The sequence below is a fragment of the Leifsonia sp. ALI-44-B genome (assembly GCF_001984125.1).
Taxonomy (GTDB): domain Bacteria; phylum Actinomycetota; class Actinomycetes; order Actinomycetales; family Microbacteriaceae; genus Okibacterium.
Genome location: NZ_MTQL01000007.1, coordinates 834,040 through 860,566, shown reverse-complemented (window position 1 = coordinate 860,566; position 26,527 = coordinate 834,040). Strand labels below are relative to the sequence as shown.

Annotated in this window: 27 protein-coding genes; 7 read left to right on the top strand and 20 right to left on the bottom strand. The window is 68.2% G+C overall.

All coding sequences use genetic code 11. From position 1 onward, the window contains the following. Positions 1-28: 28 nt before the first annotated feature. From ALI44B_RS11095 to dnaK, 7 genes are all read right to left on the bottom strand, one after another. Entirely contained in the window at positions 29-1,234 is a 1,206-nt protein-coding gene (locus ALI44B_RS11095) for a mannosyltransferase family protein (RefSeq protein WP_077054715.1), read from the bottom strand. Positions 1,235-1,319: 85 nt separating this feature from the next. Further along, positions 1,320-2,561, bottom strand: a complete 1,242-nt coding sequence (locus ALI44B_RS11090; protein WP_077054714.1) for a class I SAM-dependent methyltransferase — start codon at positions 2,559-2,561, stop codon at positions 1,320-1,322. Positions 2,562-2,609: 48 nt separating this feature from the next. Continuing rightward, positions 2,610-3,371 carry a DsbA family protein gene (locus ALI44B_RS11085; protein WP_083709902.1) on the bottom strand — a complete coding sequence of 254 codons (762 nt, stop codon included), beginning with the start codon at positions 3,369-3,371 and terminating at the stop codon, positions 2,610-2,612. A 70-nt stretch (positions 3,372-3,441) separates the two neighbouring features. Further along, positions 3,442-3,870: a heat shock protein transcriptional repressor HspR gene (locus ALI44B_RS11080; RefSeq protein WP_077054713.1), complete on the bottom strand. Its 429-nt coding sequence runs from the start codon at positions 3,868-3,870 to the stop codon at positions 3,442-3,444. A 107-nt stretch (positions 3,871-3,977) separates the two neighbouring features. Beyond that, entirely contained in the window at positions 3,978-4,967 is a 990-nt protein-coding gene (locus ALI44B_RS11075) for a DnaJ C-terminal domain-containing protein (RefSeq protein ID WP_077054712.1), read from the bottom strand. A 5-nt stretch (positions 4,968-4,972) separates the two neighbouring features. Beyond that, the gene (locus ALI44B_RS11070; protein ID WP_077054711.1) at positions 4,973-5,677 is read right to left on the bottom strand and encodes a nucleotide exchange factor GrpE; all 705 of its coding nucleotides are present in this window, start codon (positions 5,675-5,677) and stop codon (positions 4,973-4,975) included. 3 nt (positions 5,678-5,680) lie between these two features. Next, entirely contained in the window at positions 5,681-7,555 is a 1,875-nt protein-coding gene (gene dnaK, locus ALI44B_RS11065; protein WP_077054710.1) for a molecular chaperone DnaK, read from the bottom strand. A 257-nt stretch (positions 7,556-7,812) separates the two neighbouring features. Here dnaK and ALI44B_RS16425 point away from each other — a divergent pair, with 257 nt between their 5' ends. Together ALI44B_RS16425 and ALI44B_RS11055 are read left to right on the top strand one after the other, a co-directional pair. Beyond that, positions 7,813-8,385, top strand: coding sequence for a TM2 domain-containing protein (locus ALI44B_RS16425; protein WP_077054709.1), 573 nt, complete (start codon positions 7,813-7,815; stop codon positions 8,383-8,385). 333 nt (positions 8,386-8,718) lie between these two features. Further along, positions 8,719-10,053: an MFS transporter gene (locus ALI44B_RS11055; protein WP_077055550.1), complete on the top strand. Its 1,335-nt coding sequence runs from the start codon at positions 8,719-8,721 to the stop codon at positions 10,051-10,053. Positions 10,054-10,141: 88 nt separating this feature from the next. On the opposite strand, the gene ALI44B_RS11050 is transcribed toward ALI44B_RS11055, so the two are convergent. The 8 genes from ALI44B_RS11050 to ALI44B_RS11015 all read right to left on the bottom strand — a co-directional run bounded on the left by ALI44B_RS11050 (position 10,142) and on the right by ALI44B_RS11015 (position 18,183). Beyond that, on the bottom strand, positions 10,142-10,999 hold the full coding sequence (locus ALI44B_RS11050) for an SDR family NAD(P)-dependent oxidoreductase (protein ID WP_083709901.1): 858 nt from the start codon (positions 10,997-10,999) through the stop codon (positions 10,142-10,144). Beyond that, positions 10,996-11,913 carry a fumarylacetoacetate hydrolase family protein gene (locus ALI44B_RS11045; protein ID WP_083709899.1) on the bottom strand — a complete coding sequence of 306 codons (918 nt, stop codon included), beginning with the start codon at positions 11,911-11,913 and terminating at the stop codon, positions 10,996-10,998. The genes ALI44B_RS11050 and ALI44B_RS11045 overlap by 4 nt, the downstream gene beginning before the upstream one ends. Continuing rightward, on the bottom strand, positions 11,910-13,172 hold the full coding sequence (locus ALI44B_RS11040; protein WP_083709898.1) for a Gfo/Idh/MocA family protein: 1,263 nt from the start codon (positions 13,170-13,172) through the stop codon (positions 11,910-11,912). The genes ALI44B_RS11045 and ALI44B_RS11040 overlap by 4 nt, the downstream gene beginning before the upstream one ends. A gap of 3 nt (positions 13,173-13,175) precedes the next feature. Beyond that, positions 13,176-14,150, bottom strand: coding sequence for a carbohydrate ABC transporter permease (locus ALI44B_RS11035; RefSeq protein ID WP_083709896.1), 975 nt, complete (start codon positions 14,148-14,150; stop codon positions 13,176-13,178). Then, positions 14,150-15,142, bottom strand: a complete 993-nt coding sequence (locus ALI44B_RS11030; protein ID WP_083709895.1) for a carbohydrate ABC transporter permease — start codon at positions 15,140-15,142, stop codon at positions 14,150-14,152. The genes ALI44B_RS11035 and ALI44B_RS11030 overlap by 1 nt, the downstream gene beginning before the upstream one ends. A 162-nt stretch (positions 15,143-15,304) precedes the next feature. Further along, positions 15,305-16,651, bottom strand: coding sequence for an ABC transporter substrate-binding protein (locus ALI44B_RS11025; protein WP_077054708.1), 1,347 nt, complete (start codon positions 16,649-16,651; stop codon positions 15,305-15,307). A 255-nt stretch (positions 16,652-16,906) separates the two neighbouring features. Continuing rightward, positions 16,907-17,794 carry an amidohydrolase family protein gene (locus tag ALI44B_RS11020; protein WP_077054707.1) on the bottom strand — a complete coding sequence of 296 codons (888 nt, stop codon included), beginning with the start codon at positions 17,792-17,794 and terminating at the stop codon, positions 16,907-16,909. Beyond that, positions 17,791-18,183: an L-rhamnose mutarotase gene (locus ALI44B_RS11015; protein ID WP_238592185.1), complete on the bottom strand. Its 393-nt coding sequence runs from the start codon at positions 18,181-18,183 to the stop codon at positions 17,791-17,793. Before ALI44B_RS11015 ends, ALI44B_RS11020 begins: the two co-directional genes overlap by 4 nt. A gap of 186 nt (positions 18,184-18,369) precedes the next feature. Here ALI44B_RS11015 and ALI44B_RS11010 point away from each other — a divergent pair, with 186 nt between their 5' ends. After that, the gene (locus tag ALI44B_RS11010) at positions 18,370-19,182 is read left to right on the top strand and encodes a FadR/GntR family transcriptional regulator (RefSeq protein ID WP_083709893.1); all 813 of its coding nucleotides are present in this window, start codon (positions 18,370-18,372) and stop codon (positions 19,180-19,182) included. Here the strand turns inward: ALI44B_RS11010 and ALI44B_RS11005 are convergent. Further along, positions 19,134-20,462, bottom strand: coding sequence for an L-fuconate dehydratase (locus ALI44B_RS11005; protein WP_077054706.1), 1,329 nt, complete (start codon positions 20,460-20,462; stop codon positions 19,134-19,136). The genes ALI44B_RS11010 and ALI44B_RS11005 overlap by 49 nt on opposite strands. A gap of 8 nt (positions 20,463-20,470) precedes the next feature. Then, a complete protein-coding gene (locus tag ALI44B_RS11000) occupies positions 20,471-21,460 on the bottom strand; it encodes an aldo/keto reductase (protein ID WP_077054705.1) in 990 nt (329 codons plus the stop codon). Positions 21,461-21,624: 164 nt separating this feature from the next. Here ALI44B_RS11000 and ALI44B_RS10995 point away from each other — a divergent pair, with 164 nt between their 5' ends. Genes ALI44B_RS10995 through ALI44B_RS10985 form a run of 3 tightly spaced genes read left to right on the top strand, consistent with a single transcriptional unit; the run spans position 21,625 to position 23,931 of the window. After that, positions 21,625-22,716: an iron-containing redox enzyme family protein gene (locus ALI44B_RS10995; RefSeq protein WP_083709890.1), complete on the top strand. Its 1,092-nt coding sequence runs from the start codon at positions 21,625-21,627 to the stop codon at positions 22,714-22,716. 4 nt (positions 22,717-22,720) lie between these two features. After that, positions 22,721-23,710 (top strand): glycosyltransferase, encoded by a 990-nt coding sequence (locus tag ALI44B_RS10990; RefSeq protein WP_077054704.1) that lies wholly within the window; start codon positions 22,721-22,723, stop codon positions 23,708-23,710. After that, a complete protein-coding gene (locus tag ALI44B_RS10985; protein WP_077054703.1) occupies positions 23,707-23,931 on the top strand; it encodes a CDGSH iron-sulfur domain-containing protein in 225 nt (74 codons plus the stop codon). The genes ALI44B_RS10990 and ALI44B_RS10985 overlap by 4 nt, the downstream gene beginning before the upstream one ends. Positions 23,932-23,953: 22 nt before the next feature. Here the strand turns inward: ALI44B_RS10985 and ALI44B_RS10980 are convergent, their stop codons facing one another. Both ALI44B_RS10980 and ALI44B_RS10975 read right to left on the bottom strand, forming a co-directional pair. Next, entirely contained in the window at positions 23,954-24,619 is a 666-nt protein-coding gene (locus ALI44B_RS10980) for an aggregation-promoting factor C-terminal-like domain-containing protein (protein ID WP_077055544.1), read from the bottom strand. 55 nt (positions 24,620-24,674) lie between these two features. After that, a complete protein-coding gene (locus ALI44B_RS10975) occupies positions 24,675-24,974 on the bottom strand; it encodes a helix-turn-helix domain-containing protein (protein ID WP_077054702.1) in 300 nt (99 codons plus the stop codon). A 63-nt stretch (positions 24,975-25,037) separates the two neighbouring features. On the opposite strand from ALI44B_RS10975, the gene map reads away from it, so the two are divergent. After that, positions 25,038-25,811 (top strand): type I methionyl aminopeptidase, encoded by a 774-nt coding sequence (gene map, locus ALI44B_RS10970; protein ID WP_077054701.1) that lies wholly within the window; start codon positions 25,038-25,040, stop codon positions 25,809-25,811. A 111-nt stretch (positions 25,812-25,922) separates the two neighbouring features. Here the strand turns inward: map and ALI44B_RS10965 are convergent, their stop codons facing one another. Then, positions 25,923-26,522, bottom strand: coding sequence for a flavodoxin family protein (locus ALI44B_RS10965; protein ID WP_077054700.1), 600 nt, complete (start codon positions 26,520-26,522; stop codon positions 25,923-25,925). Positions 26,523-26,527 lie beyond the last annotated feature (5 nt).

The following is a 26,527-nucleotide window of genomic DNA, read 5'->3' as shown; positions in this document are numbered from 1 at the left end:
TCCCACCCGCGCCGCGGCGAAGGAGCCGCTATGCGGTGACGTGGAACGGCGTGTACATGATCGTGAAGGCGTAATACCCGGACAGCGCGGCGAAGGCGACCAACACGATCGGCACGATGATGCGCGGGCGCCACGTGGTGACTGCGAGGCCGACGAGCACGAAGAGCGGGACGATCGACAGCAGCATGCGGGGCCGGGGGCCGACGTTGCTGTACAGGAAGACCGACCCCAGCAGCACGACCGCGTAGGCGATGACTGGCCAGGGCAACACGCGCCAGAAGCGGATGCCGAGGGCAACGAGCACGACGAAGAGCACGAGACTGGCCAGCATCACGAGGTAGTTGATGCGGTCGGGCTCGGTGCCGACGATGGCTCCGCCGAAGCGGCTGATGAGTTCGACACCGAAGTCGAGGGTCTGGTTCCACTGGCGCTGCGCCTCGAGCCAGATCAAGGGCCGGCCCGTGCGCACGTAGGCGTACCCGAACGACAGTGCGAAGCCGACGGCGCCCGCGGCGAGGGGCAGCGCGGCAAGCCACGGCACGGCACGTCGCGGTTCCGACATCCACCACCGGCGGCCGACGATGACGAGTTGCACGACCACGGCCGCCAGAACCGCGACACCCGTCGAGCGGATGCAGCACGCTCCGAACACGGCGAGGGATGCGATGACCCACCGTTCTCGCACGAGCGCGTCGAGCGCCGCCACCGCGAAGAACAGGAAGGCGGCCTCGGTGTACGGCAGAGAGAGAACGACGGCGCCGGGGAAGAAGAGGAACAGCGCCACGACGACCAGGGCGGTGCGGTCTCCCACGAAACGAGCGGCAAATCGGCGCAGGACGAGTGCGAGTGCGACACCGAAAAGAGAAGCGACGACCAGACCCGCGACCGCGTGGTCCACGTGCAGAACCCGGGACACGACACGGATGATCATGGGCCAGGTGGGGAAGAAGCCCCACGGCCCGTAACTGGGCCGATCGGGCAGGTTGAGGTCGCTCGGATAGCCGAACTCGGCGAGATAGAGATACCACCAGCCATCCCACCGCTGCTGCGCCGCGACGAGGGACGCGGGAACGCCCTCGGCACGCTGGGCGGCGAGAAACCCGATGATGGCGGGCACCCGGCTGAGGACGAAGAGCACGACGACGGCGATCCACGATGTCCAGAGCTCATTCCGTGCCGTCGAGACGGAGACTCGGGAACGAATCAGTGAGCTGCTCTTCACATCCGACGGCATTGACACTTGATGAAGCATACCGATAGGCCTGGTTCTGACACGGGAGGCCGTGATGACAGGCGTTGCCGGCGTTGGCACTGAGCTCCTAGTTCGACACAAGCTCGCCGACCGCGCGCGAGCGCGTGACCGTGAACTTGGTGTTGCGGCCGCACTGCTCGGTGGGGCCGACGAGGCGTTCGAGGGCCGGGCGGTAGCCGAGGTGGGTGTTCCAGACCGTCCAGAGCTCGCCGCCGGGCTTCAGCACACGGGATGCGTCGGCGAAGAGTTTGAGCGCGATGCCTGCGTGCACCGTCGAGCCCACGTGGAACGGCGGGTTCAGCACGATCAGGTCGGCCGAGGCATCGGGTTGAGAGGCGAGGGCGTCGTCGCGCACCACCTCCACGCGGTCCTCGACGCCGTTCAGGCGGGCGGTCTCTCGGGCCGAGCGCACCGCCGCTGCTGACTGGTCCGTGGCGGTCACGCGCAGTTCGGGCCGGGCGCGGGCAAGTGAGGTCGCCAGGATGCCGGTGCCACAACCCAGATCGATGGCGTGATGCGCGTCGGGCGCCATGTCGGGCAGGAACTCGAGGAGGAAGCGCGTGCCGATGTCGACGCGCGTGCCACCGAAAGCGGCGCCGGCCGCGGCGACCCAGAGGTCGAGGGCGGCGTCGTGGCGGGAGGCGAGGGTGAGAGGGGATCGACCCTTGGCGTCCTCGCCTGTGGCCGTTCCGGTCGTGGTCCCGTCGGCGTCGGCACCAGCACCAGCACCAGCACCAGCACCAGCTGTAGCCGCACCCACAACCCGAGGCTTGCTCGCGATCAGCAGGCGCGACTTCTGGCGCGCCCGAGACACGCGCACGTCGCCGAAGTACTTCGAGAGCACCTCGTTCATGGCCAGGCTCATGTGTTTGATGCGTCCGCCGGCGATGACGACGACGTCGGGGTCGGCCGCTCGCGCGATGAGGGCGGCGAGTTCGTCGAGGGCATACAGCTGGCGCGGGAGTTGGAGGAGGACGACGCGGGCGCCGTCGACGAGCGTGGGCTCGACATCCATGGACCGGAATGCGGATGACTCGACGCCCTGCGCTTCAGCATTGCGGCGGAGCGCAAGCTCACCCGAGTAGGCATCCTGGTGCACACGCACCGCGCGTGCGCCGTGCACGGCGATGGCCCCGAGGGCGAGCGCGCCGTAGCGATCATTCGCGACCACGACCGAACCGGCGGGCGCGGCCTCGATCAGCTCGGCGGCCTCGTCGAGGATGAAGCGGTCGGTCGGGTCGACGGCAAAGAGGTTGGGCGCCTCCACATCGGGGGCGCGGCGCAGGGCGTCGAAGTTGAACTCGGGCACACTCCAGGCTAGCCGCCGCACGCCCCCGCAGCAGCCGCGGCCGAACGCCTACTCGCTCAGCACGCGATCAATCGTCGACTTCATCTGCTCATACGTCCACAGGTTGATGCGCTGGCCGTTGAGGAAGATCGTGGGTGTGCCCTCGACGCCCGAGAGCGTGCCGTCGGCCAGGTCCTTCTCCACGACGGCGGCCACCTCGGGCGAGGCGAGATCGGCGGCGTATCGCGTCATGTCGAGACCCAGGTCCGCGGCAAACCCCGCGAAAATGGGCAGCGCCTCGGCTTCGGGCAGGTCCTTCCACGACTGCTGCCCACTGAACAGCGCCGCATACATCTCGGCGAACTTGCCCTGCCGACTCGCCGCCTCGGCCACGCGCGCGGCTGTCACGGCCTTGTCGTGCATCTCGAGCGGAAAGTTGCGCACCACGATCGTGATGCGGCCGTCGTACTCGTTCGCGATGCGCTCGACGAAGCCCGAGATCTGCGCGCACGGCGGGCACTGGTAGTCGGCATATTCCACGAGCGTGACGGTGTCGGCATCCGAGGTGGTGAGCGTGTTGTGCGCGTCGCCCTCGAGCACGGCGCGGTCGACAACGGGTGACGTCGGCGAGGGCACGGTCGTGGGGATGGCGGGAGCCACGGGCTTCACGGCCGCGCATCCGGACACGCTGATGACGGTGGCGAGCAGCAGTGCCGCCGCCGCGATGACCCGACGTCGTGCCACGGCCCGGGCGGCATGGGCCGTGAGGGCGAGCGCGGCGGGGTGCGGGCCCGGCGAGAACTCGGGGGCGGGCGTGGCGGCGGATGTCATGGGCTTCTCCGGTCTCGGTCGGCGCTGCTTTCGCACACGCTAACATTGTGACCTACCGAAGTTTCACCACTTAGGACGTGGGGTGCGAGCCTCCGCGGGGTCGCCAGACCATGAGTTCGGTGCGTCGCTGGGCGCGGGTTCCGCTGCGCAGAGAGACCACGTCGCCTGCGGCTCCGGCGGCGAAGATGCGGCGGCCGGGGGTGCGCAGCAGGGCGTCGGCGAGCGCGTGTTCAAGCTCGCTGACGCGGCCGGTGAGCTCGGTGACTTGGTTCTCGAGCGCGAGAATGCGCGAGATTCCGGTGAGGCTGACACCTTCGGCGCTGAGCCGGGCGATCTCGCGCAGCTGGGCGACGTCGCGCATCGAGTAGCGGCGCGACTTGCCGGCGGTGCGGGTGGGCGAGACCAGCCCGAGGCGGTCGTATTGGCGCAGGGTCTGGGGGTGCATCCCGGCCAGTTCAGCCGCCATCGCGATCGCGAAAACGGGGGAATTCTCGTCCATCGGTGTCCTCTCTCAACGGCGTGTCGTGGATGCGCGAGGGGCGGCGCACCGGGGAACGACGACTCGTGTCGACATCCTCTGGTGCACCGCCCGTTGCAGTGTTGCCTCTAGCCCTTGGCCCGCTGCAGCAGATCTTCGCGCGGGTTCTCGGCGGGTTCGGTGGCGTGGAACTTCTCGAGCGCCTCGCGTGCTTCGGCGCTGAGGTGTGACGGCACGGCCACCTGCACGACGGCCAGCAGATCGCCGGTGCCCTTGGAGGTGGTGACGCCGCGACCCTTGACGCGCAGCACGCGGCCGGACGGCGTGCCCGGCGCGACCCGCAATTTGACGGGGTCGCCACCCAGCGTCGGAACCTCGATCGTGGCACCGAGGGTGGCCTCGACGAACGTGATCGGAACCGTGACGCGCAGGTTGAGCCCGTCGCGCTCGAACACCGGATGCTTGCGCACCGACACCGTGAGCACGATGTCGCCCGGCTCGCCGCCGTCGGGTGACGGCTGACCTTTGCCGCGCAGTTTGATCTTCTGACCGTCGCTCACGCCGGCCGGAATTTTGACCTTGATCGACTTGCCGTCGGCGCCCTGCAGGGTGATGGTGTCGCCCTGCGTGGCGGTGATGAAGTCGATCGTGGTGTGCGCCGTGACGTCGCGGCCGCGGCTGGGCCCGCCGAATCCGCGGTAGCCGCCCGACGGCTGGCCGAAGCCGCCGCCGTTGTTGAACATGCCACCGAGGATGTCTTCGAAGCCGTTCTGCTGGTAGCTGTACCCCTGACGGGCACCCCCACCGAACATGCCGCCGAAGACGTCGTCGAAACCGCCGTTGCCGCCGCCGCCCGAGCCGGGGGCGGTGAAGCGTGCCCCCGAGCCCATGGCGCGGATCTGGTCGTATTCTTTGCGCTGCTCGGCATCGTTGAGAACCGAGTAGGCCTCGCTGATCTCCTTGAAGCGTGACTCCGATTTGGTGTCTCCCGGGTTGGAGTCAGGATGGTACTGCCGGGCCAGCTTGCGATATGTCTTCTTCAGTTCCGCCGGCGTGACGTCTTTCTTCACGCCGAGGACCTTGTAGAAGTCCTTGTCGAACCAGTCTTGACTTGCCATCGCGCCTACCCAGCGGGGACGGCGACGACCACTTTGGCCGCGCGCAACAGGGTGGAGCCGACGTAGTAGCCGGTCTCGACGACATCCGCGATTTGCTCGCTCGTGACGTCGGGGCTCGGCTGCTGGAAGATCGCCTCGTGGATGGTGGGGTCGAAGGCCTCACCGGCGGCACCGAAGGGCGTGACGCCCAGTCGCTCGACGGCCGCACGCAGTTTCTGCGCGATGGTCGTGAACGGGCCGCCCTCTTCGAGGTCGCCGTGCTTCTGCGCCCGGTCGAGGTCGTCGAGCACCGGAAGCAGCGCCTTGACGGTGTCGCCGACGGAGCGCTCGCGCTCCACCTCGCGGTTCGCCTCGGTGCGCTTGCGGTAGTTCGCGTATTCGGCCGTGACCCGCTGCAGGTCGACGAGGCGCTCGTTGGCGAGATCTTCTGCGCTCGACTGACCCGACAGGAAGTCGAGGTCGGCGTCACTCAGAGAGGTCTCGACGTCGGGGCCTTCGGCTTCGATGAGCTCTTCAGCCTCGATGTCGGGGCCCGGCACGTCGGCGACGGCCTGGTCGTCCTGGGCGCCGGGCGTGGTGCCCGACGCCCCGCCAACCTGACCCTCGCCCGGTTCGCGAACCGCCCCGGTCTCGGGGTCGATCTTGCGCTTGTCGTTGACGATGGGGTCGTCAGACCCCTCGTTTTCGGGGGTGGGGTTCTGGTCGGTCATTGCTTACTTCTTCTCGTTCTTGTCGTCCTCGTCGTCGACCACTTCGGCGTCGACGACGTCTTCGTCAGAGGAGGTCTCCTGCTCGGTGGGTGCCGACTCATCGGCGGCCGGAGCGGACTCGTCGGCCTGGGCCTGCGCGTAGATGGCTTCGCCGAGCTTGACCTGCGACTCGTTGAGCTTGTCGTAGGCCGTCTTCACGGCATCTTCATCGTCGCCGGCGAGGGCGGACTTGAGCGCGTCGACATCACCCTGCACGTCGTTCTTGACGTCGGCGGGGAGCTTGTCTTCGTTCTCCTTGATGAGCTTGTCGATCGAGTAGGCGAGCTGCTCGGCCGTGTTGCGCGTCTCGGCCTGCTCGCGGCGCTTCTTGTCTTCGGCCGCGTTCTCTTCGCCTTCGCGAACCATGCGCTCGATGTCTTCCTTCGCGAGCGACGAGCCGCCCGTGATGGTCATCGACTGCTCCTTGCCGGTGCCCTTGTCCTTGGCGGACACGTGCACGATGCCGTTGGCGTCGATGTCGAACGTGACCTCGACCTGCGGAACGCCGCGGGGCGCCGGAGCGATACCCGTGAGCTCGAAGGTGCCGAGGTTCTTGTTGTCGCGCGTGAACTCGCGCTCACCCTGGAAGACCTGGATGGCGACGGACGGCTGGTTATCGTCGGCCGTCGTGAAGGTCTCGCTGCGCTTGGTCGGGATGGCCGTGTTGCGCTCGATGAGCTTCGTCATGATGCCACCCTTGGTCTCGATGCCGAGGGACAGCGGGGTGACGTCGATGAGCAGAACGTCTTTGCGCTCGCCCTTCAGCACGCCGGCCTGCAGGGCGGCACCGACGGCGACGACCTCGTCCGGGTTGACACCCTTGTTGGGCTCCTGGCCGCCCGTGAGCTTCTTGACGAGCTCGGAGACGGCGGGCATACGGGTCGATCCACCGACGAGCACGACGTGCGCGATGTCCTGGACCTTCACGCCGGCCTCTTTGATGACGTCTTCGAACGGCTTCTTGGTGCGGTCGAGGAGGTCGGAGGTCATCTGCTCGAACTGGGCACGCGTGAGCGTCTCGTCGAGGTTGGCGGGGCCGTTCTCGGTGAGCGACAGGTAAGGCAGCTGGATGCTCGTGCTGGTCGAGGAGGAGAGTTCCTTCTTGGCCTGCTCGGCGGCTTCCTTGAGGCGCTGCTTCGCGATCTTGTCGTTCGAGACGTCGACACCGGTCGACTCCTTGAAGCGCTTGATCAGGTGGTCGACGACGCGCTGGTCCCAGTCGTCTCCACCGAGGCGGTTATCACCGGAGGTGGAGCGCACCTGGATGGTGCTGAAGTCTTCGTCCTTGCCGACTTCGAGCAGTGAGACGTCGAACGTTCCACCACCGAGGTCGAAGACGAGGATGAGCTCGTCTTCCTTACCCTTGTCGAGGCCGTAGGCCAGGGCGGCGGCGGTGGGCTCGTTGATGATGCGGAGCACGTTGAGGCCCGCGATCTCGCCGGCCTCCTTCGTGGCCTGACGCTCGGCGTCGTTGAAGTAGGCGGGAACCGTGATGACGGCGTCGGTGACCGTGTCGCCGAGGTACTGCTCGGCGTCGCGCTTCAGCTTGGCCAGGATGCGGGCCGAGATCTCCTGCGGCGTGTACTTCTTGTCGTCGACCGCGAAGGTCCAGTTGGTGCCCATGTGGCGCTTGACCGACGCGATAGTGCGGTCGACGTTGGTGACGGCCTGACGCTTGGCGGTCTCGCCGACGAGGGTCTCGCCATCCTTCGTGTAAGCGACGACCGAGGGGGTGGTGCGCAGACCCTCGGCGTTGGCGATGACGGTGGGTTCTCCACCTTCGAGGACGGCCACCACAGAGTTGGTGGTTCCGAGGTCGATTCCTACTGCTCGAGCCATGTGTGTTTATCTCCTTAGGGGGTGGAACAAAGTTTCTCCGGCTGCTCAGTAGTTGAGCGCCGATGACTCAAGTTTACTCGGATGCCTGCGAGCGTCAAGTTCTCACGGCGAATCTTGAGCCTTGCCGACTCAACTTCGGCGCGGCACCCGGAACGGGACGATTGCCTGCTTGCGCCCGCACGGCCGTGCCCGCTGCGAAACCCAACCCTTTCCTTAGGACGGAACTGCTCTTCGCGCCGTCTCGCTAGGATGACCGCATGAGCGACAACAACCAGACCCCGCAGCACGACCCCGATGGTGCAAACGGTGCCGGTCAGCAGCCGCCCGCCGACGACCAGAACCCGGGCGCGACCGGCTACGGCGCCCCCGCCTATCCGCAGCAGCCCGAGCAGGGTTATGGGTATCCCCCGCAGGGTTACCCGCAGCAGCCCGATCAGCAGGGTTACGGCCAGCCGCAGCAGCCCGACCATCAGGGTTACGGCTACCTCCAGCAGGGCCCGGGGCCGCAGGGTTACCCGCAGGACCCGAACCAGCAGGGTTATGGCTACCCGCAGCAGCAGCCCTACGGCCAGCCTGCCTACCCGCCGGCTTACTACGACCCCGAGGCCAAGAGCCGCCTGGTCGCCGGCCTGCTCGGCATTCTGCTCGGCAGCCTCGGCATCCACCGCTTCTACCTCGGCTATGTGGGAATCGGCATCGCCCAGATTCTGGTCACGCTCTTCACCTTCGGCTTCGGCGCCCTCTGGGGCTTCATCGAGGGCATCATGATCCTCGTGAAGGCGCAGTCGTTCGCCACGGATGCATCGGGTCGCCCTTTGCGCGACAACTAATCTTTTCGCACCAATTCGGCCGCAGTTCGACCCCTCGAACTGCGGCCGTTTTGCTGCCCTAACGTGGAACACGGCACCCGCCGAGGGCCGCGCACCGGGTGGGGACGCCACGTGCGCGGCCCAACCTCTGCCAGGGCTCTTCAAAAAGCTGGCGCTGCCTCAGCTCTTAAAGAATTAGGCCCCGGGGGGGGTTTCCCTAGCCGTAGCTGGTACGCCGTGAATCCCGGGGCTCTCACGTCAATCTTAGAACAGCCGCTCCTGTCGACGTGAAATGTCGACGAAAGTTCGGGTGCAGGGCACCGTGGTGAAACCCGCGCGCAGTAGCCTGTGCTCATGAGCGAACTCGCGGGCAGCGGTGCCCCCACCCTCGTGCCGGCTTTGGCCGAAGCGCCGGCCGCCGTGCCGAAACGAATCGTGTTGGCGTGGGGCCTGTGGGACTGGGGTTCCGCCTCGTTCAACGCCGTCGTCACCACGTTCGTCTTCACCGTCTACCTCACAACCGCCGAGGGGTTCGGCGGCGAGACCGTCGTGTCCGCGCAGCTCGGCTGGGCGCTCGCCGGCGCCGGCCTGCTCATCGCCCTGCTCGCGCCCGTCACCGGGCAGCGCTCCGACAGCTCGGGCCGCCGCAAGTTCTGGCTCGGCGTCAACACCTACATCGTCGTCGCCATCACGGCCGCGCTCTTCTTCGTGCAGCCCGACCAGAACTACCTCTGGCTCGGCCTGCTGCTCGTCGCCGCCGGCAACGTCTTCTTCGAGTTCGCGGGCGTCAACTACAACGCCATGCTCGCGCAGATCTCCACCCCCAAGACCCTCGGCCGCGTCTCGGGCTTCGGCTGGGGCATGGGCTACATCGGCGGCATCGTGCTGCTGCTCGTCGTCTACTTCGGCTTCATCAGCCCCGACGTGGGCCTCTTCGGGGTAACGGGCGACGACGGCATGGATGTCCGCGTCTCCATGCTCATCGCCGCCGCCTGGTTCGGCATCTTCGCGTTGCCGGTGCTCTTCGCCGTCCCCGAATACAAGGGTGTCGGCGCGCGGCGGGAGAAAGTGGGCTTCTTCGCCTCCTACGGACGACTGGTCGGCGACATCCGCCACCTCTGGACAGACAGCCGCACCACCGTCTACTTCCTCTTCGCGAGCGCCGTCTTCCGGGATGGCCTGGCCGGCGTCTTCACATTCGGCGGCGTTCTGGCGGCCGGATCGTTCGGGTTCAGCCCCGGGGAGGTCATCATCTTCGCCATCGCCGCCAACGTGGTCGCCGGGATCTCGACCATCACGGTCGGGTTGCTCGACGACAAGGTCGGGCCCAAGCCCGTCATCGTCGCGGCACTCATCGGCATCGTCGTCGCCGGGTTCGCCGTGTTCTTCCTGCACGACGGCGGGCAGACCGTGTTCTGGATCTTCGGCCTCGCCCTGTGCCTGTTCGTCGGGCCCGCGCAGTCGGCGTCCCGCTCCTACCTCGCGCGCGTCATCCCCGCCGGCCGCGAGGGCGAAGTGTTCGGCCTCTACGCCACCACGGGCCGCGCGGTCTCGTTCCTCGCCCCGACCGCCTTCGCGATCTGCGTGACCATCGGCGGCGCGCAGTACTGGGGAATCCTCGGCATCATCGTCGTCGTCCTGATCGGCCTCGCGCTCCTCATCCCCGTAGGCCGCCGCCTCAAGCGCTGAGGCGTTCAACGCCGGGCGCGCGAAAAGGCGGTCGGCCTCCAGCTAGACCGACCGCCGCACCCGGCACCCCTGCCGGGAGCAACCGCTGCTACCGAGGTCGCACGCGGAGGTGGGTGACACCGCCGTCGACGTCGAGCGCCGTTCCGGTGGTGGATGCTGCAGCCGGCGACGCGAGATAGGCGATCGCGTGCGCGACCTCCTCGGGCGACACCATGCGGCCGATGGCCTGGCGCTCGTCGAGAGCTTTGCGCTCGGCGACGGGGTCGGGGAAGTTCTGCAGCATGCGGTCGACGAACGGCGTCGCGACCGTGCCCGGGCTGACGCAGTTGACGCGCACACCCTCGCGCACGTGGTCGGTGGCCATCGCGAACGTGAGGGCCAGCACGGCTCCCTTGGTTGCGCCGTAGAGCGCACGCTGCGGCATGCCGTTGAGCGCCGCGATCGAGCAGACGTTGACGATGGCCGCGTGCGACGAGGCGCGCAGGAGCGGCAGCGCCGCGGCCGAGACGCGCGCCATGCCGACGACGTTGACGTTGAGCACGCGGGCCCACTCGTCGTCGTCGTTGTCCTCGACCGTGCCGATGGCCGAGATGCCGGCGTTGTTCACGACGATGTCGAGGGCTCCGAAACGCGTCTCGATCTCGCGGATGGCGTCGGTGACCGAGGCCCGGTCGCCCACGTTGCACGCGATGCCCACGAGCGGGGCGGGGGCATCCTGCGGGTTGAGGTCGAGCACGACGACCTGGGCGCCGCGCGAAGCCAGCAGCTGGGCCGTCGCCAGGCCGATGCCCGAGGCGCCGCCCGTGACGGCGGCGACGAGGCCGCTCAGCTCGCCGGGAGTCGACGAGGACGAATCGGAGGGCGAGGCGGAACCGCTGCCGGTCGACACGTCGGTCGCGCCAGTCGCGCCAGTCACGCCGGCCGGGATGGATTCGGTGGTGCTCATCGTGCGGCTCCTTCGAGAGTGGTGGGGGAGGCGGGGGCTGAGGCCGGGCTCGTCGCAGAAGCATCCGCGAAGGTGTTGGTCATGTCGCCGAGGCCGTCGATCGAGAGCTCAACCACGTCGCCCGCGCGCAGGTAGGGCGTGCCCTCGATGCCGAGCGCGACACCCGCGGGCGTGCCCGTGTTGATGAGATCGCCGGGGCGCAGCACCATGAACTGCGACAGGTACCAGACAATGTGTCGGATGCCGAAGATCATGTCAGCGGTCGAGCCATCCTGGCGCTCAACGCCGTTGACGCTCAGGCGCAGACGTAGGTTCTGGGGGTCGCCGACCTCGTCACGCGTGACGAGCACGGGGCCGAGCGGGTTGAAGGTCTCGCAGCTCTTGCCCTTGTCCCACTGGCCGCCGCGCTCGAGCTGGAACTCGCGCTCCGACACGTCGTGCGACACCACGTAGCCGGCGATCACGGCATCCGCGTCGTCGGGCGAGGCGAGGTAGCGGGCGGTCTGGCCGATGACGACGCCCAGCTCGATCTCCCAGTCGGTCTTGGTCGAGTTCAGGGGGATGAGCACCTCATCATCGGGGCCGACGATGGTCGAGGGGTCCTTCATGAAGACGACCGGTTCGGTGGGCACGGCCAGGTTGGATTCTGCGGCATGGTCGGAGTAGTTCACGCCGATGCAGACGATCTTGCCGGGCCGGTCGAGCGGGGCGCCGCGGCGAAGGCCGGCCGCGTCGAAGGCGGGCAGCGTGCCGTCGGCGAGCGCCGTGCGCACGGTGGCGAAGTCGTCGGCCGCGTGCGTGGCGAAGAAGGCCGGGTCGATCGACGGCGTCACCGACGACAGGTCGAAGTGGCGCCCCTCGGATTCGACGACGGGGGTTTCGCTTCTGGGCACTCCGAAACGGGCAAATCTCATATTCTCTCTTCCTCTTCTACGTTCGGGTCTGCGTCCACGTCGAGGCCGGCTTGCGACCCTCCCGCGAGATACGGCGGCCGAATGCCGCCTGCGGCCGACGAGTCATACGCCGCCTCGACGATGGCCATGGTGTCGAACACATCGTCGACGCTGGTCGGCAGCTCGGAGACGTCGCCGCCGACGAAACGCTGCACGGCGCCCATCGAGCCGATGAAGGCATCCGGAAACCAGCTGCCCTCGAACGGGATGGGCTGCCAACCGGCCGCGTGATCGTCGTCGTACTGCACCTCGAGGCGGTCCTCGCCGCCCGTCGGGTAGTCGAGCAGCAGGCCCATCTGAGCGCGGATGGCCCCGCGGGTGCCCTCCCACTTGATGTAGCTCTCCTCGTATTTCTCGCCGTAGTCGTGATCGTGGTTGGTCGAGATGACCACGCGGATCTGCCGGCCGGGGTAGTACAGGATGATGTCGCTACGCGAATTGGCGTGCGCCTTAGCGGGATGCTTCACCGTCACCGCCGCGACCGACTCGGGGTTGCCGAGGAACGACCGCACGAGGTCGATGTAGTGCACGCTGTGCATGTTGATCTCGAGCCGGTCGAGCGTGAGCACGTGCGGGAACATCTGCCACGGCGTGTTCACCTGCACGCGGATCTCGAGGTCGTAGAGCTCGCCGATGTCGCCGCGCGCGATGCGTTCGCGGGCCGCGGCCACATAGGGCGCGAACCGCAGCTGCGTGTTGACCGCCGCGACCAGGTTCTTGCGGCGGCACAGCTCGAGAATGGCGCGCCCATCGGCCAGGTGGTTGCCGAGCGGCTTCTGAATGAGCACGGGCGCGCCGTCGGGCAGCTGCTCGAGCACCTCGAGATATTGCTCGGGCATGAGGGCGATGTCATAGACCGCATCGGATGGCGCGGCCGCCACAGCCTCGGCCACCGACCCGAACACGCGCTCCACGCCGAACTCCGCGGCCAACGCTTCGGCGCGCGCGACCGTGCGGTTGTAGATGCCGAACACCGGGTATCCGGCCTTGCGGTAGGCCGGAAGGTGAGCATCGCGCACGATTCCGCCCGCCCCCAGGATGACGATGGGCCGCGGGTTCGAGGGCAGCGCCAGCGTGTAGGCGGCGGCCGGGTGGAACTCGGCACGATCGGGGGCTGGCACGAACTCGGGCGCGGAAGCGTCCCCGGGGCCAGGCCCGCCCTCGGCCGGGGCGGTGGACGCAGACGCGGGCGCGCCGACGGGATCGGTGTGTGCAGACATCCGCTAGCCCTTCACCGCGCCGACGGTCTGCCCGCGCATCAGGAACCGCTGCGCGCCGATGAACACGATGAGCAACGGGATCATGCTGAGGAACGTGGCGAGCGCCAACTGCGGCATGTAGAGCTTCACGTTGAGGCCGGCCGCGACCGTCGGGTTGAACAGCGGCGACGCCCCGATGAGCTCTTGCAGGCCGATCGAGATGGTCTTGTTGCCCTGCACCGAGCTGAGCAGCGCGAGCGGCAGGAAGTAGTTCGTCCAGTTGGCGACGAATGCGAAGAACGTGACGAGCGCCACGGCCTGCTTCGAGATGGGCGTGGCCACCTGGAAGAAGATGCCGATTTCACTGAGCCCGTCGATGCGCGCCGCCTCGACCAGTTCCTGAGGCATCGTCGTCATGAAGTGGATGTAGGCGAGGTACACGCCGAACGGGAAGAAGCCCATGATGACGGCGACGGGCCACAGCTCGCCCGAGGCGCCGATGGCGTTGACCTCGAGGAACAGCGGGATGACGAGCACCGTGTTGGGCATGACCATGGCGAGCAGCGTGACGAAGAGCACGGTGCGGCGGAAACGGAACCGCAGGCGCGCGAGCGCATATCCGGCGGGGATGGCGGCGACGACCGCGAGGATCGCTCCGATCACGGCGACGAACAGGGAGTTGCCGACCCACTGCATAAAGAGGCCGCCCTCGCCCGGCCCGAAGCCGTTGACCTGCGACCAGCTGTAGACGACGTTGTCCCACGAGACGCCGCCGAGCCCGAGGATGCCGCCCTCGCCGGCCGCGACCTCGTCCTGGTCGCGGAACGCCATGGCGACGAAGCCGATGATGGGCACGATGAAGATGGCAGCGACGAAGAGCATGGTCGCGACGCGGGCGACCCGGCCCACGCTCATCTGGTTGCTGCCGACGGGGCCGGCGAGCGCCTCCTGGTGGGCGGTCTTGGCGCGCTTCTGCGGTTTGGCCTTGACGAGTGACATTATTTCTCCTCCTCGCCGAACAGGCCGCTGCGGAACACGATGAGCAGGCCGATTCCGAGGGTGATGACGAGCAGGATGAGGGACATCGCCGCTGCGGCCGGGAAGTTGTAGTTCGAGAACGCGAAGGCGTAGCCGAGCTGGGTGGGGGTCGTCTGGTCGGGCAGGGCGTTCGACGACACCTGGTCGAGCAGCTGCGGTTCGAGGAACAGCTGGAACCCGTAGGCCAGGTTCATGAGCGCCGCATAACCGATCCAGGGCCGGATGATGGGCAGCTTCACGTGCCAGGCGGTGTGCCACGCATTGGCACCGTCGATCGAGGCCGCCTCGAGCACCTCATCCGGAATGCCGTTGAGGCCGCCGTTGACGACCACGATCCACGTGCCGATGCCCTGGAAGAAGAGCATGCCGGCCAGGATGAAGGGCAGGTTGCCGTCGGTCGCGACGACGGCCTTGATGGTGTCGAGACCCATGACGTTCCAGAGCCCGGCGATGGGCGACTGCGCGGGGTTCAACAGGTAGACCCACAGCACGAGGTTCGCGATACCCGCGAGCGCACCGGGGATGTAATAGAGGAACCGCATGGTGTTGCCGAAGCGCCCCGGGCTGGCGTGCACGAGCAGCGCGAGCCCCACGATGCCGAGCATCATGATGGGCAGCCAGACGATGAGAACGCTGAAGATGTTGCCGAAGGTCTGCCAGAAGCGGAAGTCGGAGAAGACCGTGACGAAGCTCGAGATGCCGCCGAAGCCGCCCTCGGGTTGCACGGGCGTGGCCGGCCGCTGCAGTGCGGTGTACACCGCATAGAAGATGGGGATGATTCCGCCGATGAGCAGCAGCACCATGTAGGGGCTCAGCAGGGTCCAGGCCCCGCGCACCTCCCGCTGGTGCAGTTTGCGGCGACCGGCCGCGCTCTGGCGTTTGGTGCGCAGGCCGCGGCCGGGCGGCTCGGGCTGGGCCTCCGCGTGCGGCGGGGCGATGGTGCCTTGGCTCATGACATCTTCCTCGATGTGTCGCTGGAAAAGCGGGCTGGAGCAGTGGGGTGTGGGTCGTGCGGTGGTGCGGGCGTTGCGGCGGTGCGGTGTTGCGGGTGGTGCGGGGAGAGCCGCAGCGTCGAGGCATCCGGTCGGGGGAATCCGGATGCCTCGACGCGCGCGTTACTTCTCGGTGATCGTGTAGCCGAACGTCTTCGCCTGGTTGACGAGTTCGTCGCTGAACTTCTTCCACGCGTCGTCGAACGAGTTGCCCGACACGAGCGACGGAGCCATGGTCTCGGTCCAGATGCCACCCGTGTTGTAGAGCATGTAGGAGTGGTCACCGGGCACGGCCGCGGCCGCTTCCTTGAAGGCCGCGAACGTGGTGTCGTTGTCGGCGAAGTAGTTGGCCGACTTCTGCTTCTCGATCCAGGCATCCTGCACCGGGCCGTAGCCGGGAAGACCGGTCGACAGGTCGACCTGCCAGGCCGGGTCGGTGGCCACGAACTTCATGAAGGTCTGCGCGTTCTCGAGCTGCTTGCCCTTGATGTGGCTCGACATGCCCCACAGGCCGCCGCCCTCGTTGCCGGCAGAGGGCTTGGAGTCGCCGTCGAACTTCAGGGGTGCGACGGCCGACATCTCGCCCGCCGGGATCTTCCAGGTCTGGTTGAAGAGGTAGTCGCCCCACCAGAGGGCGCCCGGGCTCATGACCATGTCGGGACCGACGGTCGCGGCATCCGCGTCGAAGATGCCGAGCGTGGAGAGCGCCTTGCCGTCATACATGGTGGCGAGGAGGTCTTGGGCCCTGGTGCACTTCTCGTCACTGAGGTTGATGTGCACCTCGGTCTCGGACTTGCGGTCGTTGGTGGGGCAACCGCTGGCCCACAGGTAGCGGTCGGGGGCGTAGGCGTCGCCCGTGAAGCCCGAGATCTTTCCGGGGTGCTCGGCGGCGATCTTCACGGCCAGCTCGGAGTACTCCTCCCACGTGGCGGGGACGGTGTAGCCGTTCTCGTCGAAGAACTTCTTGTTGTACCAGAACACGTCGGGGGCGGCGTCGTTGCGCAGGCAGCGGATCTTGTCGTCGAAGTTGCACATGGAGAGCACCGCCGGGTCGTAGCCCTCGATGGTGTCGGCCATGATGTCGGTGAGGTCGGCGGCGTAGTTCGACTGCGAGCTCGTGGCCCACGCGATGTCGTCGTTCGAGGGGAAGAAGATGGCGTCGGGCCAGCCCTTGCCGGCCTGGTCGAACTGCGCGAACTGCTGCTGCACGCTCTTGCCGCCGACGGTTCCGTCGATCTGGTTGACCGTGATGTCGATCTCGGGGTGCGCCTTCTTGAAGGCGTCGGCCGCGGGAACGCGGGGCGGGTCGACCCAGACGGTGATGGCTCCGCCCGAGTCGGTCTGCGCGTCGGCGCCGCCGCCTGTCGATCCGCCGCCGCTACACGCGGTGACGGCCAGCATGGTGAGGGCGACGCCGATTCCGGCAGCGCCTTTCAGAACCCGGCGGTGCCGGGAGTTCGAGGTCTTCATTGACGCTCCTTCAGTGTGAACGGGACCGCGGGCACTGCTTCGTGCGCGCGGGGTGAGGGCCGATCTGTGTGGCGTGATCAAACGTTATATCAGCGGGATGCGCGTGGTCAATCGTTTGTTCACATCGGGTGAGGGGCGAAGATCGCGTCCTCGCTGCGAGCATACATCAGATGAATCCGGCCGCAAAGGGTTGATCTTTGTTTCGTGGAGCCCGTTTTGGGGCTTTTCGGCGGCTCCCACCCGTTAGACATTCGACTAATCAGCGGATGCGGCGGCCGCGCGCTCGAGCAACGCGGCGTCGATGCGATAGAACTCGGCCGCCGTGCCCCCGAAGATGCGGTCGCGATCGGTGTCGCCGAGATTCGAGGTGACCTCGCGCAGCCCCTCCCACACGCGCTCGTAGTCGCCCGCGAGCACCGAGATGGGCCAGTCGCCGCCGTACATGAGCCGTTCGGGACCGAAGAGTTCGAGCGCGCGGTCGAAGAAGGGGCGGATGTCGTCGGGCGTCCAGTCCGCCATGCGCCCGGGCACGGCCGAGTACAGCCCCGAGACCTTGGCGTGCACGAGCGGATTCTCGGCGGCGCGCTCGATGAGCGACCACCAGGGCTCGCGATCATCCGCGCCCAGGCCGATGGGCGGCTTCGAGAGGTGGTCGATCACGATCCGCAGGTTCGGATGCCGCTCCCCCAGCGTGGGCACCAGCTCGAGGTGTCGCGGCAGCACCGAAACCAGGTCGAACGTGACATCCGCTCGTTCGAGAACCGAGAGGCCCTCGTCGACATCGGGGCGCAGCAGCCACTCGGGATCGGGCAAGTCGTGGATGAGGTTGCGCACGCCCACGACGTGCGGGTTGCGGCGCACCTCGTCGAGGCGGGCGGCCGCGCGGCGCGGATGCTCGAGCGGAACCGAGACGACGACGGCCGCGACCTCGGGGTTCCGCGCCGCGACATCCAGCATGTAGTCGGTGTCGGCGTCGTTGTCCGCGGATTGCACGAGCACCGTGGCGTCGACGCCGGCCGCGCGCAGGTGCGGGCGCAGTTCGTCGAACTCGATGGAGCGGTTGATGGGCCCGTGTTCCGCGCCGAGCCACGGGTAGCTCGCACGGTCGAGGTTCCAGACGTGCTGGTGGGCGTCGATGATCACCGGGCGCTCCCGTCGGCAGGCGCATCGGGCCCGACAGGCGCAGCGGACGCGGCGGGCGCAGCGGGTTCGACCGGCTCGGCCGGCAGCTGCCACACCTGCGGAATACCGCTATCGCCACCCGAATAATCGTCGGGCACGTCGAGCAACTCCCCCATGCGCGCCTGCCAGGGGATGTTCGCCGGATGCTCCCGCAGGAACGCCCGCATGGCCGCATAGTCCTCGCAGTCCACCACATGGAAGAGGTCGAGCCCCGAGCGCCAGATCCGCCAGTCGAGCACGCCGGCCTCGCGCAGGGCGGCATCGAGTTCGGGCGGGATCACGGCGTGGATGCGGTCGTAGTCCGCCTCCTTGCCGGGGGCGAGTCGGGTGTGCAGGGCGATCGTTTCCACGGGCAACTCCTTCGTTGGGCCGGGCGGCGGGGTGGGGCAGCGGGATAGCGCGGCGGGTCGGGCCTCGCGAGCGGCCGACGGCGAAACATCTGACGTTCACGCCATCCGGATGTCTAATCTAGCCATAGGGCGACCCGATCGCCGAGGTTTCCAGCCCAGCCGACGCCCCCTGGCTAGAATGATCGGATGACAGCACAGGGCGGTTCGGCAGGGCAGGGCGTTTCAGCGACACCGGCCCGCGCGCCACACACCGGCCCCGCGGCGGCGGCTCGCTCGCAGACCGACGTCGTGCTGCACGGCATCAAGAAGATGATCACCGACGGCACGCTGCAGGCCGGATCGCGGCTTCCGGTCGAAAAAGATCTTGCCGCCGAGCTGGGCATCTCGCGCGGATCGCTGCGCGAGGGCGTGCGCGCGCTCTGCATCATGGGCGTGCTCGAGACCCGCCAGGGCGACGGCACCTACGTGACCTCGCTCGACTCGAGCCTGCTGCTCGCGCCCATGAGCTTCATGGTCGACCTGCAGACCCCGGATGGAGCCGAGCACCTGCAATCGGTGCGACGCGTGCTCGAATCCGAGGCCGCGGCCCGAGCCGCGCTGCACGCCCAGCCCGAGGCGCTGGCCGAGGCCGAGACCGTGCTCGCGGGCATCGAGGACATGTCCCTGGGCGACGAACCCGTCGATCACCGCCGCGTGCTCGACGCCGACCTGGCGTTCCACAGCATCATCGCGCGCGCGAGTTCGAACCCCGCGCTGGCGGCGCTCATCGAGGCTCTGTCGTCACGCACCATCCGCGGCCGCATGTGGCGAGCGATCAGCGAGCAGGGCGCCATCCGCGAGACGCACCGCGAGCACCGGGCCATCCTCGCCGCCCTTCTGGCGGGAGACCCCGACCGCGCGCGCCTGGCGATGGGATCGCACCTGCTCGCGGTCGAGGACTTCATGCACACTCACCCGGCCGAGACGAGCGACGCCGCGGCCGACCTCCCCGCCCAGTAGCTGCCCGCCGGGAACGCGAACTCGGCGAGCGAGGCCTCGTGCATCTCGGCGCTGTAGCCGGGAAGCGTGGGCAGGCGGTAGGCGCCGTTCTCAACGATGCACGGGTCGACGAAGTGCTCGTGCAGGTGGTCGACGTATTCGGTGACGCGACCCTCGAGCGAGCCCGAGACGGCCACGTAGTCGAAGATCGACAGGTGCTGCACGAGCTCGCAGAGGCCGACCCCGCCGGCGTGCGGGCACACCGGCACACCGAACTTCTTGGCCATGAGGTAGACCGACAGAATCTCGTTGATGCTCGCGAGGCGGGCCGAGTCGAGCTGGCAGAAGTCGATGGCCTCGGCCTGGAACATCTGCTTGAAGAGCACGCGGTTCATGCCGTGCTCGCCCGTGGCCACGCCGATGGGCGCGACGGCGCGGCGCACGGCCGCGTGGCCGAGGATGTCGTCGGGGCTCGTCGGTTCCTCGATCCACAGCGGCTTGAACTCGGCGAGGGCGTTCACCCACTCGATGGCCTCTGGCACGTCCCACACCTGGTTGGCGTCGATCATCAGGTTGGCGTCGTCGCCCAACACCTCGCGCGCGATGCGGCAGCGGCGGATGTCGTCGTCGAGGTTCGCCCCCACCTTCAACTTCACGTGGCGGTAGCCGGCGTCGACGGCCTCCTGGCAGAGGCGGCGCAGTTTCTCGTCGGAGTAGCCCAGCCATCCGGCACTCGTCGTGTAGCAGGGGTAGCCCGTGGCCTCGAGTTCGGCGATGCGGGCCTCGCGCGTGGGCTGCAGCTCGGTGAGCATGGCGACGGCCTCGGAGCGGGTGAGCGCATCGGACAGGTATTGCAGGTCGGCGACGTCGACGAGCTCTTCGGGGGTCATGTCTGCGAGCAGGCGCCAGAGCGGTTTGCCGGCGACGCGCGCGGCGAGGTCCCAGACGGCGTTCATGACGGCGGCCATGGCCAGGTGCTCGACACCCTTCTCGGGCCCCAGCCAGCGCAGTTGCGAGTCGGATTTGAGCGATCGGTAGGTTCCGCCGAGGTCGCTCACGACATCCTCGACCCTGAGGCCGATGAGCGGCAGCGCGCGTTGCTCGACGGCGAGCACGCAGATGTCGTTGCCGCGACCGATCGTGAAGGTGAAACCGAAGCCCGACAGCTCCGGGTCGTCGGTGCGCAGGATGACGTAGGCCGCCGAATAGTCGCCGTCCTTGTTCATGGCGTCGGAGCCGTCTGCGGTCAACGAGGTGGGAAAGCGCACGTCGACGACCTCGGCGGCAGTGATGGTTGTCATAGGGTTTCTCAGTTCTGTGGGGTGGTTTCGTCGGGAGGCAACAGGCCCTCGTCGGTGAGGTCCTGCCAGAGGTCTTCGGGCACGGGCGCGTCGTAGCGCTCGACGTTGCTCGCCACCTGGCGGGCCGTGCGCGCGCCGATGGGCACCGACACGACGGCCGGGTGTCGCAGCACGAACGCGATGGCGGCCTGGGGCAACGTCACGCCGTGTCGCTCGGCGACGGCGGCGATCGCGTTGGCGCGCTCGATGAGGGATGCGGGCGCCTCGGCGTAGTCGAAGGTGGCGCCCGGTTGCGGATGCTCGGTGGCGAGCAGCCCCGAGTTGTAGACGCCCGCGAGCACGATGCCCACGCCCCGTTCGAGCGCGGCCGGCAAAAGATCGGCCGACGCGCCCTGGTCGAGCAGCGTGTAGCGGCCGGCCAGCATGATGAGGTCGATGTCGGTGCGTCGCACGAATTCGGTGGGCAGCGCCGACTGGTTCATGCCCGCGCCGACCGCGCCGATGACACCCTCGTCGCGCAGTTTCACGAGCGCCGGGATGGCCTCGTCGATGGCCTGCCGGCCATGGTCGTCGGGGTCGTGCAGGTAGACGATGTCGATGCGGTCGAAACCCAGGCGCTCGAGGCTGTCGTCGATCGAGCGACGCACACCGTCGGCGCTGAAGTCCCAGCGGCGGCGCGTGGCGGCGTTCACCTCGAAGATGTCGTCGTCGCGCTGGTTCTCGCCGCCCGGGTTGGGCTCCAACAATCGTCCGACCTTCGTCGACAGGACGTACTCGTCGCGGGGGTGCTGCCGAAGCGCCTCGCCGAGCCGTCGTTCCGACAGCCCGAGGCCATAGTGGGGCGCGGTGTCGAAGTAGCGGATGCCGCGAGCCCAGGCTTCTTCGACCGCTCCTGCCGCCTCAGCATCCGTCGTTTCGCGGTAGAGGTTGCCGAATTGGGCCGTGCCGAGGCCGATCTCGCTGAGCCGGATCCCGCCGCGCGTCGTGCGTTGCTTCACCTCGTGTCTCCTTCGTCTCGGGGTGAGTGCTGCTCCTACAGTACGGGATTCATCGGATGTTTCGCAGCATCCCGTCGTTCTCATCTGCGCAGCCCCCCTGAAAGAGGGATGGCGCGGACTGTCAAGCCCTGCCGATCGGCGGCGCGTCTCGGCACAGTAGAACCATGCAGAACACACTGTCGACCCACGAGGACGACACCCACACCACGACATTCGAACCCCGAGGCCCCCTCAGCTCCGCGCTGCTGCGGTTGTTGCAGGATGCTCCGCCCGAGACCGGCAGCGACGCCGACGACGCGTTGCGCGCGTTCGTGGCCGAAGCCGACACGGTGGCCGCGGCATCCGACGATCTGCTGCGGGACGAAGACGTGCAGTTGACGCTGTTCGTGCTGTACGGCATCCACTACGGCGATGTAGTCGAACGTGACGACGAGTGGGAATGGAACCCCGCGCTCGTGGCGGCGCGCCTGGCGATCGAGAAGCACTTCGAGGCCACCCTGCGCGCGGTCGTGCCCGTGCCCGAGCACGCCGCGCTCGAACCCCGCGCCCAGGCCGTCGCCGACCTGCTGTTCCAGCTGACGGGCGAGGAGGGCGGGCCCAGCCTGTCCCGCTACATCGCCTCGAAAGCCACGCGCGACCAGCTCACCGAGCTCATCGTGCAGCGCTCGATCTACACGCTCAAGGAGGCCGACCCGCACTCCTGGGGCATCCCGCGCCTGAGCGGACGCCCGAAAGCGGCCCTCGTCGAGATCCAGGCCGACGAATACGGCGGTGGGCGCCCCGAGCGCGTGCACGCGAGCATCTTCGCCGCGACCATGCGCGCCCTGGGACTCGACGACACGTATGGGCGCTACGTCGACAACGTGCCCGCCATCACGCTCGCCTCGCTCAACCAGATGTCGATGTTCGGCCTCAACCGTCGGCTGCGCGGCGCCGTCGTCGGGCACCTCGCGGCGTTCGAGATGACATCGTCGATCCCCAACGGCCTCTACGCGCGCGGTTTTCGGCGCAACGGTTTCGGCGATGACGTGACCGACTACTTCGACGAACACGTCGAGGCGGATGCCGTGCACGAGCAGATCGCCGGGCGCGACCTGGCCGGGGCGCTGGCCGAAGATCACCCCGAGCTGCTGCCCGACATCCTGTTCGGCGCCGCCTCCTGCCTGGCGGTCGACGGCTGGGCCGCCGAGCACCTCTACCAATCGTGGACCGCGGGTCGCTCGTCGTTGCGCACGCCGCTGCCCGACGCCGGGTGACATCGTGACGACCCGCCTCGACGCGCAGTATGTTCTGCCCCTGCGCTGGGCAGACGACTCCGGCTGGCCGGAACTCCTCGAATATCTGTCCTGGCTGGCCTCGCGCATCGACGTGATCCTGGTCGACGGGTCGGATGCCGCGCTCTTCGCCCGGCACGCCGCGAGCCTGCCCGCCGACGTTCGGCACGTAGCTCCGGGGCGCTGGCCCGGCCGCAACGGCAAGGTCGCCGGTGTCATGACGGGCATCCTCGCCTCGCCGCACGATCGCGTGGTCGTCGCCGACGATGACGTGCGCTACGACGACCACTCCCTCGAGGCCGTCGTCGCGTCGCTCGAGCGCGCCGACATCGTCCGGCCGCAGAACTACTTCACCGAACCCGTGTGGCACGCGCGGTGGGACACGGCCCGCAGCCTGCTCAACCGCGCGCTCGGCGCCGACTACCCGGGCACGCTCGGGGTGCGCCGATCGCGGCTGCTGCAAGCGGGCGGATATGACGGCGATGTGCTGTTCGAGAACCTCGAGCTGATCCGCACCGTTCGCGCCGCTGGCGGGCGCGAGTTGCGGCGCGACGACGTGTTCGTGGGGCGACGCCCGCCAACGGCTCGCCACTTCCTCGGACAGCGCGTGCGGCAGGCTTACGACGATCTCGCCCAGCCCGCGCGGCTCGTCGCCGAACTGGCACTGTTGCCCGCGGCCGCCGTGGCGCTGCGGCGCAACCCGGTCGCTCTCGCCGCGGGCATACTGGCCGCCGTCGCGCTGGCCGAACGCGGCCGACGCCGCCGCGGCGGCTCCCGCGTCTTCCCCGCCGACGGGGCCGTCTGGGCTCCCGTGTGGTTGCTCGAACGCGGCACCTGCGTGTGGATGGCCGTGCTGCTCACCCTGCGTGGCGGCCCGCACTACTCGGCCGGGCGCATCGCTCGCGCCGCGCACTCCGAACGCGCGCTGCGGCGCCGCCTCTCAGCGCTTCCACCCCAGAAAGTAGAGTCACGATGAGCCCCTCCCCCGACGCGCCCACCCAGATCTTCGCCTGCCCCAACGGGCCCCTGCTCGTGCGCGGCCCGATCGACCTGGTCGACGGGGACGGCGAGCCCATCACGCAGAAGCGCAAGACCGTCGCGCTCTGCCGCTGCGGGGTGTCGGCCATCAAACCGTTCTGCGACGGCACTCACAAGCTCATCGGTTTTCGCACGGAGACGCCCGACGCGGCATCCTGACCCGTGCTCTCGCTCGCGAGGTTTAGTAGAAGTTCTTGGCCTGCGAGTGTGCCCACGCCCCGCACGGGCTGCCGTAGCGGGCGGCGATATAGCCGAGACCCCACGTGATCTGGGTGACGGGGTTGGTCTGCCAATCGGCGCCGACCGTGGCCATCTTGCGGCCGGGCAGCGCCTGAGGGATGCCATAGGCACCAGAGGGGTTGGCGGCCGTGACGCGCCATCCGGACTCTTTGTTCCAGAGCGACACGAGACACGAGAACTGGTCGTCACCCATTCCGCGGGCGGCCAGCATCTCGCGGGCGAGAGCCTTGGCCGAACCGGGGTCGGGAGCGATGACGGGTCCGCCGGCACCCGGCGCCCCCGCGGCGTCGACGGGCGGGGCCGTGATGACGGGCTTGGGCGCGAGCACGACCTCGTAGCCGTCGCGATCAAACGTGGTCTCGTAACCATCCGTCGCCGTCACGGTCTGCGCGGACTCGCCGTCGAACCGGCCAGCGGGCTGGAAGTACGGGGATGCGATGGCGCCCGCAGTGGGGTCGACCACGTTGACGACGCACACGGCACCGACGGCCGCGAAGGCGAACACCGAGAGGACGCTGCGCCCGCGGGACACGGGTCGGCGAAAACGCTGGTGCGTGCGACCGGATGGTCGGACGAGAACCTGCTGAGCCGCGACGTGTTTACCCACGGTCACTCACCCTAGGACCGGGCGACGGGCTCCGCCACCCCTTGCGCGCGCGTCGCTAGGACGCGCGCCGGTAGCCGGGCTCGTCGGAGGCGGGCTCGATGCTCGCATCGACGCGCGTGTCGACCGTTGCCCACAGGTCGTCGAGCGACAGGTGAAGCACGCTCGCAATGGCGGCGATCGTCGAGAACGCGGGGGTCGCAATGCGGCCCGTCTCGATCTTGCGCAGGGTCTCGGGCGAGATGCCGGCGGCCGTGGCGATGCCGACCATCGTGCGCTCGCCCCGGGCGGCGCGCAGAATCGAGCCGATCTCTCGGCCGCGCGCGAGCTCTTCGGGACCCAGCGGAATTCGAACCATACCCCGATTCTAATCACGGGATAGTATTACCGGTATTGTTATTCGAAACGTGAGGGATGCCCTGTGATTGAACTGTTCGACAAGACCGAGCTCGTGCGCGCCGAGGCCAGTGGTCACTTCGTCGGCGAGGTGCTCAGCACCCTGCGCGACCGCGCGACCGTCGGCATGAACCTGCTCGAGATCGACCGTCTCGCCGCGCAGATGATCGCGCAGGCCGGGGCCACCTCCTGCTACGTCGACTACGCGCCGTCCTTCGGCAGCGGCCCCTTCGGCCACTCCATCTGCACCTCGGTCAACGACGCCGTGCTGCACGGCAAACCGCACGACTACCGCCTCGCCGACGGCGACCTCGTCACGCTCGACTTCGCCGCCTCGCTGGGCGGAATCGTCACCGACGCGGCCGTTTCGTTCATCGTGGGCAACACAAAACGGCCCGAGGACGAGAAGCTCATCGCCGCGACATCCGACGCCCTGCAGGCCGCCATCGACATAGCTGGCCCGGGCACGCGCATGGGCGACATCTCGCACACCATCGGCGGCGTGCTCGAGGCCGCCGGCTACCGCGTCAACACCGAATTCGGCGGACACGGCGTGGGCAGCACCATGCACCAGGACCCGTCCGTGCCCAACAACGGCCGGCCGGGACGAGGCTTCACGCTCCGCCCCGGCATGCTGCTCGCCATCGAGCCGTGGGTCATGGCCGACACCGACCGGCTCATCACCGACACGGATGGCTGGACCCTGAAGAGCGCCACCGGTTGCCGCACGGCGCACTCCGAGCACACCATCGCGATCACCGACGACGGCGCGCAGATCCTCACGGTGCCGCGCGGCTAGCGACTGCACCCACAGGGGTCCGTGCGCCAGTTCCTCGTCACCGACCCGGACGGCTACCTGCTCCGCTTCCAGTCGCCCATCGGGCCCCGGTAGCGAAGCGATGCGCTCGGGTCACGCCGGGTAGGGGCGTTCCTTCAGCAGGGCGGCGAGGTGCGCGGCGTTCTGGGCGGCCGTCGACGTGGCGCTGGCGACGGCCTCGGGGGTCTCGTCGAGGTCTTTGTAGTCGGTGGTGTGCATGGCCTCGCCGTTCCAGTAGGTCGCGCCCTGCGCCGGGATGGTGAAGCCGTAGTCGTTGAGGGCCTGGAACGCGTGCGCGACGATTCCGTGCGCACCATCCTCGTTGCCGACGACGCCCACGATGGCGACATGGTTGAACAGGATCGGGCGGCCCGCGGCATCCTGTTCGGACAGCTCGGCGTCGAGTCGCTCGATCACGCTGCGTGCCACGCTCGACATCTGGCCGGCCCACGTGGGTGTCACGAAGACCAGGATGTCCGCCGCCAGAACCTTCTCGCGAATGCCGGGCCAGTCGTCGCCCTCGCCCATGTCCTTCTCGACGCCGGGCGTGACGTTGTAGTCGACGACGCGCAGTTGCGTTCCGGTGACGCCGTGTTCGGCGAGAGCATCGAGCATCTCGGTGGCGAGCTTCTCGGTGCTCGACGCGGCGGGCGACGGCGTGAGGGTGCAGTTGAGGGCGATTGCGGTGAGCATTTCTG

Bases quoted from the DNA above. Each gene is read 5' to 3' on its own strand.
- ALI44B_RS11095 (WP_077054715.1), bottom strand. From the start codon at position 1,234: ATGCCGTCGGATGTGAAGAGCAGCTCACTGATTCGTTCCCGAGTCTCC.
- ALI44B_RS11085 (WP_083709902.1), bottom strand. From the start codon at position 3,371: ATGACATCCGCCGCCACGCCCGCCCCCGAGTTCTCGCCGGGCCCGCAC.
- ALI44B_RS11080 (WP_077054713.1), bottom strand. From the start codon at position 3,870: ATGGACGAGAATTCCCCCGTTTTCGCGATCGCGATGGCGGCTGAACTG.
- ALI44B_RS11075 (WP_077054712.1), bottom strand. From the start codon at position 4,967: ATGGCAAGTCAAGACTGGTTCGACAAGGACTTCTACAAGGTCCTCGGC.
- ALI44B_RS11070 (WP_077054711.1), bottom strand. From the start codon at position 5,677: ATGACCGACCAGAACCCCACCCCCGAAAACGAGGGGTCTGACGACCCC.
- dnaK (WP_077054710.1), bottom strand. From the start codon at position 7,555: ATGGCTCGAGCAGTAGGAATCGACCTCGGAACCACCAACTCTGTGGTG.
- ALI44B_RS16425 (WP_077054709.1), top strand. From the start codon at position 7,813: ATGAGCGACAACAACCAGACCCCGCAGCACGACCCCGATGGTGCAAAC.
- ALI44B_RS11055 (WP_077055550.1), top strand. From the start codon at position 8,719: ATGAGCGAACTCGCGGGCAGCGGTGCCCCCACCCTCGTGCCGGCTTTG.
- ALI44B_RS11050 (WP_083709901.1), bottom strand. From the start codon at position 10,999: ATGAGCACCACCGAATCCATCCCGGCCGGCGTGACTGGCGCGACTGGC.
- ALI44B_RS11045 (WP_083709899.1), bottom strand. From the start codon at position 11,913: ATGAGATTTGCCCGTTTCGGAGTGCCCAGAAGCGAAACCCCCGTCGTC.
- ALI44B_RS11040 (WP_083709898.1), bottom strand. From the start codon at position 13,172: ATGTCTGCACACACCGATCCCGTCGGCGCGCCCGCGTCTGCGTCCACC.
- ALI44B_RS11035 (WP_083709896.1), bottom strand. From the start codon at position 14,150: ATGTCACTCGTCAAGGCCAAACCGCAGAAGCGCGCCAAGACCGCCCAC.
- ALI44B_RS11030 (WP_083709895.1), bottom strand. From the start codon at position 15,142: ATGAGCCAAGGCACCATCGCCCCGCCGCACGCGGAGGCCCAGCCCGAG.
- ALI44B_RS11025 (WP_077054708.1), bottom strand. From the start codon at position 16,651: ATGAAGACCTCGAACTCCCGGCACCGCCGGGTTCTGAAAGGCGCTGCC.
- ALI44B_RS11010 (WP_083709893.1), top strand. From the start codon at position 18,370: ATGACAGCACAGGGCGGTTCGGCAGGGCAGGGCGTTTCAGCGACACCG.
- ALI44B_RS11005 (WP_077054706.1), bottom strand. From the start codon at position 20,462: ATGACAACCATCACTGCCGCCGAGGTCGTCGACGTGCGCTTTCCCACC.
- ALI44B_RS10995 (WP_083709890.1), top strand. From the start codon at position 21,625: ATGCAGAACACACTGTCGACCCACGAGGACGACACCCACACCACGACA.
- ALI44B_RS10985 (WP_077054703.1), top strand. From the start codon at position 23,707: ATGAGCCCCTCCCCCGACGCGCCCACCCAGATCTTCGCCTGCCCCAAC.
- ALI44B_RS10975 (WP_077054702.1), bottom strand. From the start codon at position 24,974: ATGGTTCGAATTCCGCTGGGTCCCGAAGAGCTCGCGCGCGGCCGAGAG.
- ALI44B_RS10965 (WP_077054700.1), bottom strand. From the start codon at position 26,522: ATGCTCACCGCAATCGCCCTCAACTGCACCCTCACGCCGTCGCCCGCC.